General features: G+C 59.2%; 11 protein-coding genes and 1 tRNA gene. 6 read left to right on the top strand and 6 right to left on the bottom strand.

Annotated elements, in window-relative coordinates; translation table 11 throughout:
- The 5 genes from ACIREA_RS14495 to ACIREA_RS14475 form a co-directional block, all read left to right on the top strand.
- Window positions 1-817 (top strand): hypothetical protein (locus ACIREA_RS14495; protein ID WP_397382993.1); only part of this gene is annotated, 817 nt, incomplete at its 5' end.
- 268 nt (window positions 818-1085) lie between these two features.
- Window positions 1086-1997 carry a S1C family serine protease gene (locus ACIREA_RS14490; protein WP_397382992.1) on the top strand — a complete coding sequence of 304 codons (912 nt, stop codon included), beginning with the start codon at window positions 1086-1088 and terminating at the stop codon, window positions 1995-1997.
- 32 nt (window positions 1998-2029) lie between these two features.
- Window positions 2030-2944, top strand: a complete 915-nt coding sequence (locus tag ACIREA_RS14485) for a MotA/TolQ/ExbB proton channel family protein (RefSeq protein WP_397382991.1) — start codon at window positions 2030-2032, stop codon at window positions 2942-2944.
- A gap of 11 nt (window positions 2945-2955) precedes the next feature.
- Entirely contained in the window at window positions 2956-3798 is an 843-nt protein-coding gene (locus tag ACIREA_RS14480; RefSeq protein WP_397382990.1) for a hypothetical protein, read from the top strand.
- A gap of 6 nt (window positions 3799-3804) precedes the next feature.
- Window positions 3805-4719 (top strand): hypothetical protein, encoded by a 915-nt coding sequence (locus ACIREA_RS14475; RefSeq protein WP_397382989.1) that lies wholly within the window; start codon window positions 3805-3807, stop codon window positions 4717-4719.
- A 58-nt stretch (window positions 4720-4777) separates the two neighbouring features.
- Here the strand turns inward: ACIREA_RS14475 and ACIREA_RS14470 are convergent, their stop codons facing one another.
- The 4 genes from ACIREA_RS14470 to ACIREA_RS14455 form a co-directional block, all read right to left on the bottom strand.
- Window positions 4778-6337: a PQQ-binding-like beta-propeller repeat protein gene (locus tag ACIREA_RS14470; protein WP_397382988.1), complete on the bottom strand. Its 1560-nt coding sequence runs from the start codon at window positions 6335-6337 to the stop codon at window positions 4778-4780.
- A 70-nt stretch (window positions 6338-6407) separates the two neighbouring features.
- A tRNA-Lys gene (locus tag ACIREA_RS14465) sits at window positions 6408-6482 on the bottom strand.
- A 39-nt stretch (window positions 6483-6521) separates the two neighbouring features.
- Window positions 6522-7217 carry an HAD-IA family hydrolase gene (locus ACIREA_RS14460; protein ID WP_397382987.1) on the bottom strand — a complete coding sequence of 232 codons (696 nt, stop codon included), beginning with the start codon at window positions 7215-7217 and terminating at the stop codon, window positions 6522-6524.
- 63 nt (window positions 7218-7280) lie between these two features.
- Window positions 7281-7829 carry a hypothetical protein gene (locus ACIREA_RS14455; RefSeq protein ID WP_397382986.1) on the bottom strand — a complete coding sequence of 183 codons (549 nt, stop codon included), beginning with the start codon at window positions 7827-7829 and terminating at the stop codon, window positions 7281-7283.
- Window positions 7830-8092: 263 nt separating this feature from the next.
- Here ACIREA_RS14455 and ACIREA_RS14450 point away from each other — a divergent pair, with 263 nt between their 5' ends.
- Entirely contained in the window at window positions 8093-10378 is a 2286-nt protein-coding gene (locus ACIREA_RS14450) for a DUF1549 domain-containing protein (protein ID WP_397382985.1), read from the top strand.
- A 171-nt stretch (window positions 10379-10549) separates the two neighbouring features.
- On the opposite strand, the gene ACIREA_RS14445 is transcribed toward ACIREA_RS14450, so the two are convergent.
- Together ACIREA_RS14445 and ACIREA_RS14440 are read right to left on the bottom strand one after the other, a co-directional pair.
- Window positions 10550-11950 carry a DUF1501 domain-containing protein gene (locus ACIREA_RS14445; protein ID WP_397382994.1) on the bottom strand — a complete coding sequence of 467 codons (1401 nt, stop codon included), beginning with the start codon at window positions 11948-11950 and terminating at the stop codon, window positions 10550-10552.
- Window positions 11951-12325: 375 nt separating this feature from the next.
- The coding region (locus tag ACIREA_RS14440; RefSeq protein ID WP_397382984.1) for a DUF4407 domain-containing protein at window positions 12326-12969 on the bottom strand (644 nt) is incomplete at its 5' end.

The raw sequence follows: 12969 nt of genomic DNA, 5'->3' as shown, positions 1-12969 counted from the left end.
CGACCCGACTCAAACGGCGGCCCTGTTTATTCAGCACAGCTTCACCCGCGCAGGAGAGGTGGGTGAATATCAGGGGGATGCCATCGCCACCACCCGCCTGAGTCAGACCAGCGACTTCATGAACTCATTGGATATCGGACGCATCAGTGACGAAAAAGGAGAGCACGTGCTCAAGCCTCTCCTGGAAGTCTGTGACAAGCTGGTGCTGGACACCCATGGCAGCCCCATCGCCAAAGCTTATGTCCTGCTCAAGCTTGAAGACATGATGCATCTGAGGCCGCGTGAATGGGGGTTGCTGCACTGCCCGTCCTTGCAGCAGGATCTGCAGGTTTTGCATCAAACTCTCGGCACCACGCCACTGCGCAGCGAAGACTGGCTCGTGCCGGAAATGCAGGAAAAATGGCTGGCACCGCTCACCGCCTTTTTCAAATCTTTGAAATCACGCGCCTATCTGCGGGAGGCGCTCGCCCACCGGAACTACCTGCGCGCTGCCACAGCCGCCGGACTGAAGTTTGCCGGTTATGTGGAGACTGATCTGTCTCTTGTCCTCAACTCACAGGGACGCACTGCGGGCGAGTTGTGGATGATCGGCAGAGAAAATGGCAAGCCTCTCCTCGTGCCCAATCCGGCCGCAGGCAAAGCCGCGTCAGACGCGCCCAAACTGATCGTGGCCTCCGCCTCCGTTCCTCTCAGCCCCGTGTTCTTCGTGACCGCAGACCGGCGGGCTCTGCTGCAGCAGTATCAACAAGCTCTTTCCTCCACCGGAGTCGATCTCAAGCCGCTCCCTGCTGAATCCCTCTTCCTAACCAACCCCTGATATGAGCAACACAACCTATTCTCTGGAGTGGCGCGGAGCAGTGAAGTCCGGCCTCACCTATGAAGACATTGAGGCCGGACTCGTCTCGGGTGATTTGCACACCCTGTACAAGATCCAGGTGAACGGCAGACGGCTCGTGCTGCGGGACTTCGTGGAGCAGCAGCGCCCCCTGCTTGCTCCGCCCCCTGTGAGGAATCTCCCGCCGCAGCTCGCCGGCGATTCCCTGCCACGGCCAGATCTGCATTCATCGGCACCACCACCGCCGCCCATGGGGAAAGCCGTCCCTTCATCTCTGCCGCCGCCCGCAGGTCACAAGGCGGCAAAGCCCGTCTGGTTCTGGCCGGCCATCATCCTCTCTTCCACCGTCTGCATTCTGATCGGAGTCGTGTTTGTCTACATGTCCGCCACTTCACGCTCGGCCACAGCGCGCGTCGGCGATTCAGCCACTGACATTTCCAGTCCCACCACCAGCGCAAAGACACCATCAACTACTGATGCGGCCCGCGACAAATCCATTCCGCCAATTGCACCCCAGCATGACCTTAACAACGAAGAAATTGCCAATCTCAAATCTCCCTATGTGGTCAAGATCAGCACTAGATGGTTTGATGTAGACAAGGAGGGAAAACAGATTCTGGTTGGGGGCAATGGCAGTGGTGTGCTCATCAAACATGAAAATGGCCATGCCTATTTCGTCACGAACAGACATGTCGTCGCGGTTCCCGACAACATAGAGGAAGTTAAATACTCACTCAATTTCATGGGGGCCGACCATCCTTTTGAAGTGGTCAAACTTGGACGCTACGATCTCGACCTGGCCATGCTGCGCATCGAATACTCGGACGCAAAAGCACAGCCCCCTTTAAACAGTGTGAAGCTGGAAAATTTGAAGCCAGGCCAGGAATGCGTCGCGATTGGAAATGCGCTGGGACAAGGCATCAGCGTCACTACGGGTGTGATCTCTGCTTTTGATGAATGGGAGGCAGGAAAGTATGTCCGAACCTCCGCACCGATTAGTTCAGGAAACAGCGGAGGCGGGTTGTTTCGCACCAAAGATGGGGCGCTGATCGGGATAACGACGCTAGGCTCCGGTTCGGCTCCGGGCAAAGTCATCCAAAACGTCAACCGGGCCATTCCCATGGATTATGTGCTCTCAGATCTGTTCTGGGAGAATTTTTAACCACACCGAGCAACGCAGCGCCCCACTCATTTATGGAGAACCATCCCCCACTCAAATCCACTGCGGATTCCCCCTCGGCAATGATCTCGGGCAATCCCTATCAGAATTCCCATAAATCACTCGACTGGTCGCGCTCAGACATTGAGCGCAGGCTCGGTTTTCGTGGCGGGCGCTTCACCAGTCCGGGCAATACGTTGTCTTTGATCATCGCCCTGCTGCTGACCGCCGCCTTTTACACTGCGGTCATTCTGGTGCAGCAGAAGTGGCCGCAGACGCGGTGGTTCGCCGCCATGTTTCTGGAGCGCGGCCCCTGCCCCTACCCCACCATGCTGCTCTTCTTCTGGGCGCTGGCCATGCTGCTGCTCAAATGGCGCAAGCTGGTCTTTCAGCGCAGGGTCTTCGGCCTTTCCCTCATGCCGCAGGAACCCGAATTCGTGCTCACCTCCGCCACGGCCAAAGAGGTGCGGGACCGCATGGGCATGCTGGTGGACAACCCGCACAACTTCGTTCTATTCAACCGCATCGATCTCGCTCTCGCCAATCTGCACAACATCGGCCACACCTCAGACGTGGCCGCCATCCTGAAGGTGCAGGCGGAAAACGACGAAGCCCAGATCGCCTCCAGCTATGGGATCATTCAGGGCTTCATGTGGGGCATTCCGGTCCTTGGTTTCATCGGCACCGTCCTCGGCCTGAGCCAGGCCATCGGTGCCTTCACGGACACCCTCCAGGCAGGCGGTGACCTCACGGCCATCCGTGCCTCACTGAAGACGGTCACCGGAGGACTCGCCACCGCTTTTGAAACCACCCTCGTCGCCCTGGTCTGCGCGTTCATCCTGCAGCTCATCGTCAGCTTCATGCAGTCCTTGGAATCTCAATTTTTGGACAACTGCAATGACGTCTGCAGCAGGCAGGTCGCTGGAAAACTCCGTCTGCAGGAAACCTGAGTACCATTGCGATGAGAGGCCGGTTCCAAAAATCCCATGGCAGCGCGGTGAGTTTCTTCGCGTTCCAGGACGTCATCACGGGCACCACCGGCTTTCTCGTCATCATCACCATTTTTCTCGCGCTCAATCTCGACGAGGTCATCAGTGTCAGCAGCGATGCAGATCCCCATTCGGCTCTGGCAGTCACGCTCAAAGACACACTCGCTGAAATCGTGAAGCTCAAGCAGAAGGGCGTCATGGCCGCACTGAGCCCAAACGAAACGGAGGAAACCATCAGACGCATGATCGAGGAATTGAAGCGCTCCATTGAGCGGCTCACTCCCTCCACGCAGCCGGATGCCACCCAGAAGACCACCGAGGAGTCGCCTCTGCAAAGGGAGGTGCGCATTGAAAAGCAGAAGCTGCTGACCACCATTGAATCGCTCAAAAAGCTCCTTCCTGACACCACGGAGAAGGCCGCGAAGGCGGAGTCTGAGGTGGCCGCGCGGGAGAGCGAGGTCAAAAAAATCCAGAGCCTTCTGCAGATGAGCTATGACCAGCAGAATGTCCTGCGCCTGATTCCTGAAAAGAGCACCACCAACAAAGATCCCGTGCTCGTCGTGGTCGATAAGACCGGCTTTCGCATCCAGCTTTTTGACGGCTCAAAATCAAAGTCCGCCAACTCGCTGGAGGAGCTGATGCAGACCTTGAGCGCCATGCCATCAGTACAATACTACATCGTTCTCTACTTCAAACCCTCGGGCGCGCTGCAGTTCGACGAAGTCACCCGACGGACTCGGGGCGCTGGTTATGAAATCGGCTACGATCTCATCCCCGAACATATCCAGCTGGAGCCTGCTGGGCCAACCAAGTAACAGGCCATGAGAAAACTGCGCCCCAACTCTGAAGAGAGCCTCGACCTGTTGCTCGACACCCTGTGCAATGTGTTTGGCGGCATCATCCTCATCTCCTGTCTGCTGGCGCTTCTGACCAATCAAAAAACACCCGTTCCTGGCGACCCCAGCGGCAACTCAGGCACCGAGGGCCGGCTGCTGGCAGAACGAATCGAAGCCGCCAAAAGCGAACTCGCGGGAATCCTAAAGATCAGCGAAAAAAAGAAGTCCAAAGGGCAGGACGAGTTGCAGACCCTGATCAGCGAGCGCAACGAACTCCAGGCCACCCTGGACCGGCTGAGAAAACTGCAGCCCACGAACTCAGACACCACCGTTTCCAAAGATCCGGTGGGAGACCTCACGGTGCTCCGCTCCGAGGTCAAGGCCCTCGACCAGCGCCTCGCGGATGCCAAAGCCAGAAAGGAAGCTGCGGAGAAAAAGGCACGCGACCTCGCCGCGCAAATCCAAAGCCTCCGTAGCAAGATCACCGCCGAAGATGAAAAACGCATCGAGCATGTGCGCTTCCCCAAAGAGCGGCAGATCACCAAGTCGGCCACGAACATCATCTTGAAGTACGGTGCTGTGTATCCGCTGCAGGACTCCTCAGGCGCCAATTATTCCGGCATCACACGTGTCATGAAGGGCGCGGAAGACTACGAAGCCATTCCCAAAAAATCCGAAGGCATCCCAATGACGGACCTTGCAACCTTGCGCAGACTCCTGGCCAGCTACAAGCGGGGAGGTGTTTACGTCAGCCTGTGCATCTATCCTGATTCATTCGAAACCTTCCGCGCCATCAAGGTGCTGGTCCTTGAAGCAGGCTTGGACTACGGCTTCGACGTGTTTCCTGAGCACTTCATCATCACCTTCAGTCCCAAAGGCACATCCCCTGCTCCGCTTTGATCGATGAGGTTCGGGTGGCGGACAACACATCACCACCACCTCAGCCAGCAAATCCATCTCACTTCACCGGCCGCAGGTCAAAGCACACCAGCTTGTCTTTCTGCCGCACGATCAGCCTGCCATTCGCGATGGCTGGTGAAGAGCAGCCCATGGCATCTGTTTTAGCACGGCCCAGCTGTTCGTAAGCGGCGTTGGTGGCTTTCACCATGCGCACATGCGTGCCGTTGTTTTCATAAACCAGCAGCTTGCCGTCAGCGAGAAGCGGGGAGGTGATCGTGCTGTTCACCTCGTTCACCACCCACTTCTCCGCACCTGTTTCAAGGTCGATGCACTGGTGCTTTTCACCGCAGCAGAGATAGACGCTGCCTTCATAAATGATCGGACTGCCAGCGTAGCGGCGCGTCACCCAGAAATGAGACCACGCAGTCTTCGGCGTGCCATCCGCCTGCATTTTGTACGCACGCAGGCCCACGCCTTCCGTGCCGCTGTAAAGCACCAGCCAGTCGCCGCTGCTCACCGGCGTGCTCTGGCTGCCGCCTTCGGCCTTCCATTTCACGCTGCCTGTTTCAGGATCGAGACCGTAGAGCGCACTGTTGCCATTGATGACGAGCACAGGCTTGCCGCTGCTCGGCGCCCACCACGTGGGACTGGCGATCAATCCTTTCGCCTCCTTCTGCTCCCACAGCAGCTTGCCATCCGCTTTCGAGAAAGCGCAGGTCACGCCAGTCGCCATGAACACGCGATCCCCCATGACGAGCGGTGATGCCGCAGGTCCCTTGGCGGAAAGCGGTGCCGTCCACACGAGTTTGCCATCGGCCTCATTGACGCAGAGCAGTTCCGAGCTGCACGCCGCATAGACCTTGCCATCCACCACCGCACACGTGCTGGAGGACTGGCGGCCGCTCGGCTTACCGGGCTGAGCGTATTTCCAAATCTGCTTCCCGGTGGCCAGATCCAGGCAGAGGATCACATCCTGCGCGGTCTTCACCGTGTTCGGCACCAGCGCGATCATTTTCTCCTTCACCTCCGGCGGAAAGCCTTCATCATCCAGCCACTTGCTGAACACCGCCGCACTGGCAAACGGCTTGCCCTGGCGGCTGTTCATCTTGTCCAGCCACTCCAGAGCGATGGCATTTTTGCCTGCCTTGAACCGGCTGGCCACCCAGGTGCCGATGTTGATCTCCTCTTTCTCGCTCAGGTTGTCCTTGCGCCACTGCATCACCCATTCATCAAACTTCGCGCCACGCAGCGTGGGCAGGTTGAGGCGGGTTTCCTCCAGCTTCTTCGCGAGTTCCGGTGAGGTGCCTCGATAGTTCAGCGACTGCATCACCTCCGTGTCGATCTCACGCGTTTCAGAGGGCACGCGCTCATGCCACACCACGCTGAGAAAAACCTTCTCCCCGCTGACCACCGGGCTGCCATGGCCACCATACTCGTTGCTCGGGATGAACTCGCTCTCCCAGACCTTCTTGAGCCCCTCGGTGGGAAAAGCATCCGCAATCGGGCTCGTGTCCTGTGAAACCCCGTTGCGATCCGGCCCACGCCATTGGTTCCAATCACCTGCCCATGCAGTGGTGGCGAAGAGAAGGACGTGCGCAGCAGCAAAAGCGTTTTTCATGAGCAGCCGTAAACGGCTTCGCGACGCCTTAAGTTTCACCAGTCATCACAGCTTGATGCATTGTGATGAATGGTACGCAGGGAGGGGATCGAACCCTCGACCAATTGGTTAAAAGCCAACTGCTCTACCGCTGAGCTACCTGCGCATTCCCGAATCGGGGGCGGGTATGTATTCATAAGACAGCTCAGCGCAAGCCTGAATATGACTCAGAGCGGACTTTCTTCACCAACACGTCGAGTCCGCTTTCAGGTCGTTTCACATGAAAAGCATGAATTCCGTTGCTCTGCGCCCCGCCCAGATCACACTTTTTGTCATCGCCGATATGCAGCGCCTCCTGAGGAAAGCAGCCTGCGACGGCCATTGCGGCCTCAAACATGCGCGGGTGCGGCTTTGCGGAACCGACCTCGCTAGAGATGATAACCTGCTCAAAAAAACGCAGCAGATCATGCCCGGCCAGGATGCTGCGCAGTCGGCGGTCGAAATTCGACAGCACCAGCAGCCGGTGATCACGCGAGAGGTCCTCCAGCGCCGGCACCACGTCGTCAAACACACTCCAGGCCTGCGGCTGCGCGTAGCGCAGGTAAAGCTCATCAAACAGGCCATCCAGCACGGTTTCCGCCAGCGGTGCACCCATTACGCGGCCAAACACGTCACCCACCAAAGCCCGCCACCAGCCACGGTCATCATCTGCGGGCGGCTGCCCCACCGCATGCAGCGGCGGCGCGGTCTCCTTCCAGGCCATGCGAAAGGCCTGCATGATGGCCTCTGGCTCCGCCACGATGCCATGCCGCAGAGCATGCTGCGCATAGGTTAGCCCCACCGGCTCAGCAGGCCGGATCAGCGTTCCTGCCGCATCAAAAAACAAGGTCTGCAGCGGCATGAGGCTGAAAAACAAAAAACGGGAGCGACCTTGCAGTCGCTCCCGTGAGGAAATCAGATGAAATTACTTGGAAGCAGTGACCGGATTCTTCGGGTTCTTGCCGTAGGTCTGCTCCTGCTCAGGCTCCACAGGGAGCTGTGGCAGGCGGCAATGGTGGCCGGAACCTGGGAGGAGATAGCCGCCGTTGAGATCGTTCAGGCTGCCCACCATGTAGGACTTGGGCTCTGGGGGAGTGATGACGTCCACAGCACCAAAGAGGCCACGGCTGACGGTTTCGCCGTAGGTGTAGAGCGCGCTCTGGTACACTTTCTTGGTGGAAACAAAGCCACGCTGCATCACGCCAGTGACGACCCCGGGCCAGCGGCGGATCGCGCGGGCACCAAAGCTGGCGCCATCATCAACGGTGTCCATGCCGTAGTCGGCGTAGCGGTTGGTTTCACGGAAAGCGATGTCATCAGTGCGATACACGGCATCCACGCCGATGTTGGTGTAGTCACGGGCCTGGCGATCGCTCACCTTGCCCACGAAGTTGCTGCCGTCATCGACGATGTCCATCGTGCTGGTTTCCGCCTGACCGACTCCCTGGCTTGCATAGCCGAGGCCTCTGTTCACGTAGCCCGCATCACGGCAAGGCAGCACTGAAGAAGGACGCGGGTTGTTCACGAGGTTCCTCGTAGCAGTGCAGGAAGCGAGTGTGGAGAGTAGAACAAGGGGCAGGAGCAATTTCATAGATTAATGCGTGATTCTGTCGGAAAGGACCATGGATTGTCAAAGCTAAAATCCGCCAATCTCCGACAAATGCACGCGGGAATGTCGCAGAATGTGAAAGACCCCTGCCAGCAGGGCGTTATCGCGCCATCCCCCTCTGTATGTTCATGAAGCTGAATCCTCTCTGTGCCGTTATTGCATCGCTCGCCACGTCGGCCCTGGTGGCCCATGCCGCCCCCGATCTGAAGGCCACCGCCGCCAAGATTGACGAACTCGTCAACGCCAAGCTTGCCAAGGAGAAAATCCAGCCCAACAAACCCGCGAGCGATGAAATCTTCGTCCGCCGCGTCTATCTTGATGTCGCAGGACGCATCCCCACCCTGCAGGAGACCAGCGAGTTCCTCAAAAGCAGCGACGCGGACAAAAGGGAGAAGTTGATCGACAAGCTCCTCGCTGGCGACGGCTACGTGCAGAACTTCTACAACTACTGGGCCGACATCCTGCGCATGAAAAGCCAGATGGTTGGCGGCGGTCAGAGCCTGCCCGCCTTCTACGGCTACTCCAAATGGCTCAAGGACAGCCTGCGCGAAAACAAGCCCTACGATGAAATGGTGCGCGAAGTCGTCACCGCCGATGGCAAGAGCTACGAAAACGGAGCCATCGGCTTCTACATTCGCGATTACAACATGCCGCTGGATAACATGGCGGTCACCACCCAGATCTTTCTGGGCACCAGCATGGTCTGCGCCCAGTGCCACAACCATCCGTTCGATAAATGGACGCAGATGGACTACTACCAGATGGCGTCCCACACCTACGGCATGACCGCCAGCAACGGCATCACCAATCCGCTGCTCGCCCAGGCCATCTATGGCGGCGGCAACGCGAAGAACAAGAAAAACCGATACGGCGGCGCCGTTACTAAATTTGATCTTCCCCAAGGCATCGAGCGCAAGGACGTCGGCCGTGCCATGACCGAAATCCTCCGCCCGCTGCGCTACAACACCGTGCTGGATCAGACGGACAAAAAGCCCCTCCTGCTGCCGCACGACTACCAATACCCCGACGCCAAGCCCAAGCAGAAGATCGAGCCCGTCATCCCCGCCGCATTCAGCAAGGACGGCAAGATCGTGAAGGAAGGGGTGAAACCCGACGCCTCCTACGCCTCATGGATGACGAGCAAGGACAACCCGCGCTTCACCACCGTCATCGCCAACCGCCTGTGGAAAAAGCTCATGGGCCAGGGCATCATCGAACCCGTCGACGAGATCACCGACAGCACCGTGCCGAGCAATCCACAGCTCATGACCTTCCTCGAAGAAACGATGAAGGCCGCCAACTACGACATGAAGGCCGTCCTGCGCGCCATCCTCAACTCGCAAGCCTACCAGCGCGAAGCCTACACCAAGGACGTCGAACTCGGTGAGGTGTACAACTTCCCCGGCCCCCTCCTCCGCCGCATGAGCGCCGAGCAGATCTGGGACAGCATGGTCGCCCTCTACAAGCCCAGCTCTGACAATCCAAGCATCGCCACCAAGGTGGATGCCGAGATCGCCCTGCGCCGCATCGAGTGGCTGGATCGTGCGCTGAACAGCCTCACACCCCAGCAGCTCCAGGCCTGCACCATCGCAGTCGCTCAAAAGCAGAAGGAGCTGGCCGCCGAAGTGCGCACCGCCCAGGAAACCATGGATGCTGCTGCCAAGGCCAAGGACGAGGCCGCCATCCGCGCCGCCCGCAAGGCCATCCAGAGCCAGCGCAAGCGCATCGACGAAGCAGTAGACGCCGTGGTCTATGATGTCGGGTTCAAGCGCTTTGCCGAACTCGCCCGCGAAGGCAAGCTGGATGAATTTTCCAAGGACGAAGAATTTGCCAAGGAAGTGGCCGCAGCTATCAAGCTCAAAAAAGACGGCGAAGACCTCAGCATGGATGAGGCCCTGGACATTCTGGCCAAGCAGCGCCGCGCCAAGCTCAACCAGCAGGCCAAAGCCCGCCTCGAAGCAGACGCCGGACGCTTTGCCGCAGACGAAAAAAATGAAAAGGCCTCCCTCGTCGCCTGGGAAAACTTCCGCGACACCTATATGCTGCGCGCCGCCGATCTGCGCAGCCCTGCCCCCAACGGCCACTTCCTGCGCGAGTTCGGCCAGAGCGACCGCGAACTCGTCGAAAACTCCAACGATGAAGCCAGCGTCAGCCAGGCCCTCATGCTGCTCAATGGCAAAGTCTTCAGCCAACTCATGAACCGCTACACCGTCATCGCCCGTGCGATGGACAAAGCCAGAAAAGAAGGCTCCGAAGCCGTCATCGACACCGTCTATCTCAGCCTCCTCAGCCGCAAGGCCACCCCTGAGGAAAAGGAACTGCTCAAGCCCATCGCGGACAACGCCGACACCACTGACCGTGGCGACGTCCTCTGGACCGTCCTGAACACCCGCCAGTTCTTCTTCATTCAGTAGTACGACAGACACTCCTGTCTGTCGATCAGCGCTACCGCCAGCCCCTTGGCGTGCCCAAGTTCCAAACCGACCAAGGAAAGCGCCAGCCTGCTGGAGCGGTATGAAAGGTCGGCTTGCATGCAGTTGGTCTTGGCGGAGCGCTGGGACGACAGACAGGAGTGTCTGTCGTACTCACGCCATCACGCCCTTCACCACTTCCCCCGCAATGTCCGTGAGCCGGAAATCACGCCCGGCGTAACGGTAGGTTAGTTTCAAATGATCCAGCCCCAGTAGGTGCAGGATCGTGGCATGCAGGTCGTGAATGTGCACTTTATCCACAGCCGCGTAGTATCCATAGTCATCCGTCGCGCCGTAGGCGGTGCCGGGTTTGCAGCCGCCACCGGCCAGCCATACGGTGAAGCCGTGTGGATTGTGATCCCGCCCATCCGTGCCCTGCGCCACCGGGGTGCGGCCAAACTCGCCGCCCCAGACCACCAGCGTGTCGTCCAGCAGGCCGCGTGATTTGAGATCTGCCAGCAGTCCCGCGATGGGCTTATCGACTTCGGCTGCGTTCTTCGTGTGGCCTTTGAGGAGATCGCTGTGCTGATCCCACTGCACGAATCCGTCACTGTGGGTCACCTGAACAAAGCGCACGCCGCTTTCAGCAAAACGCCGCGCCATGAGGCACTGGCGGCCAAAATTCGCCGTCACCGGATCATCCATGCCGTACATTTTGCGCGTGGCCTCGGTCTCGCCCGAGATGTCCTGCAACTCCGGGAGCGTCGATTGCATGCGGTAGGCCAGCTCAAAGGAATTGATGCGCGCCTCCAGCGCTGCGTTCGCCCCGGCCATGCCCTGGTGCGACTGATTCATCTGCGACACAAGATCCAGCTGCGCGCGCTGCTGCTCCGATGTGAGCATCTTGTTGTGAATGTGCTTCACCACCGCCTGCTCTGCCGGGATGCTGGCATTGCCCAGCGGCGTGCCCTGGCAGTAGGCCGGCAGGAAGGCCGAGCTCCAGTTGCTCACACCGCCATGCGCCAGCGTCGGGCAGATGGTCACAAAGGCTGGCAGGTCTGAATTTTCCGTCCCCAGGCCGTAGCTGACCCACGAGCCCATGCTCGGACGCACAAAGGTGTCGCTACCCGTGTGCAGCTTGAGCAAAGCCCCGCCATGCGCCGGGTTCGTGCCGTGCATCGAGCGGATGATGCACATGTCATCCACGTGCTTCGCCACATGCGGAAAGAGATCGCTCACCGGCAAGCCGCTCTGGCCGTACTGGCGAAACTTCCAGGGCGACTTCAGCAGATTGCCCGTCTCGGCGAATTTTACACGCGGCAGCGCAAAGGGCGGCGGCTTGCCGTGATCACGATCCAGCATCGGCTTCGGGTCAAACGTGTCCACCTGCGAGGGGCCGCCCTTCATCAGCAGAAAAATCACCCGCTTGGCCTTGGCCGGAAAATGCGGCTGCTTCGGCGCCAGCGGATCAATCACCGCCGCCTTGGCAGATTCCAGCCCCAGCACGCCCTGCAGCGCCAGATAGCCAAATCCCGCGCAGGAGTTGCGCAGCATCTCACGGCGGCTGAAAGGCATCATGGGGGGCATGGTTTTCACATAGCAACATACGGGCCGTGTTGGCCGGCTCTTGCTGGACAAGTACGATGGGCACTCCTGCCCGTCGATCAGCGCTCACGCAGGCCGTATCGTCATCGAATCAGCAAAGAGCCCCCTCCACCATTCCCAAGACTCCACCGCAGCGTGCGACCCATAAACTGCCAGGACGCAGCACAGCGGTGAGTGCGTAACCTCACGCAACTGCAAGCCCATAGCAGCTAGCCTGGGGTGAAGCGTAAGCTAAAGGTGTTTGAGTGAGCGCTGACCGACGGGCAGGAACCGGAGCGCAGCGAAGATAGCCAGCCTCAGGCTGCCCGCAGGGCGAACGCAGTGAGGCAATGCCCACCGTACTTCTCACGCACGCCCCGTCGCCGGTGTCCCGCGCTTGGCATCATCGTGGAAGAACTTCTCCATGCGCTCGCGCAGGTCGGCGTAGAAATTGCGGGACATCTCTTCGATCGCATCGGCTGTGTGGCTGACACCGCTCTTGGCGGCCAGTTCCCGCGCAATGCGGCTGCGCTCTTCAAAATCGCGCTCCAGGTCCATCAGGTACACCAGGAATTCCTTCGCGGAACGCGCACCGTCCACGCTGGTGACCAAAGAACGCTCCAGCGTCTTGTTGCGCGTGAGGTTCAGCATTTTGCTCCCCGCCAGCTCCTTCATCTGCAGGCTGAAGCCTTCCATGAAGGCCTTGCGTTCGCCTTCAAATCCCATCTCTTCGCGGTCCAGCAGCGTGTCATACGGGCCGGGCTTGGAGAAGAATTTCATGATCAGCGGAATCGTGTCCACCAGCATGAAGAGCAGCGTCAGCACCATATAGGCGACGAGGGCAAACGTGCCGCCCTGAGCCCCCTGCTCAAACAGCTCATGCAGCGCCAGCGTCTGCGTGAGGATGTCACGACGCGGCTCCGCGCGGATGCCGGTGATGCGTGTGTCCTCGTCCTTGATGAGCTGGGTGATCTCCGTGTGCAGATTCTTCTGCTGCAGCAGCAGCGCGT

This window comes from Prosthecobacter sp. (genome assembly GCF_044373815.1).
In the GTDB taxonomy this organism is placed as follows: Bacteria; Verrucomicrobiota; Verrucomicrobiia; order Verrucomicrobiales; family Verrucomicrobiaceae; genus Prosthecobacter.
Note: the sequence above shows the minus strand (reverse complement) of the source record. Positions and strands in the feature narration are given on the sequence as shown.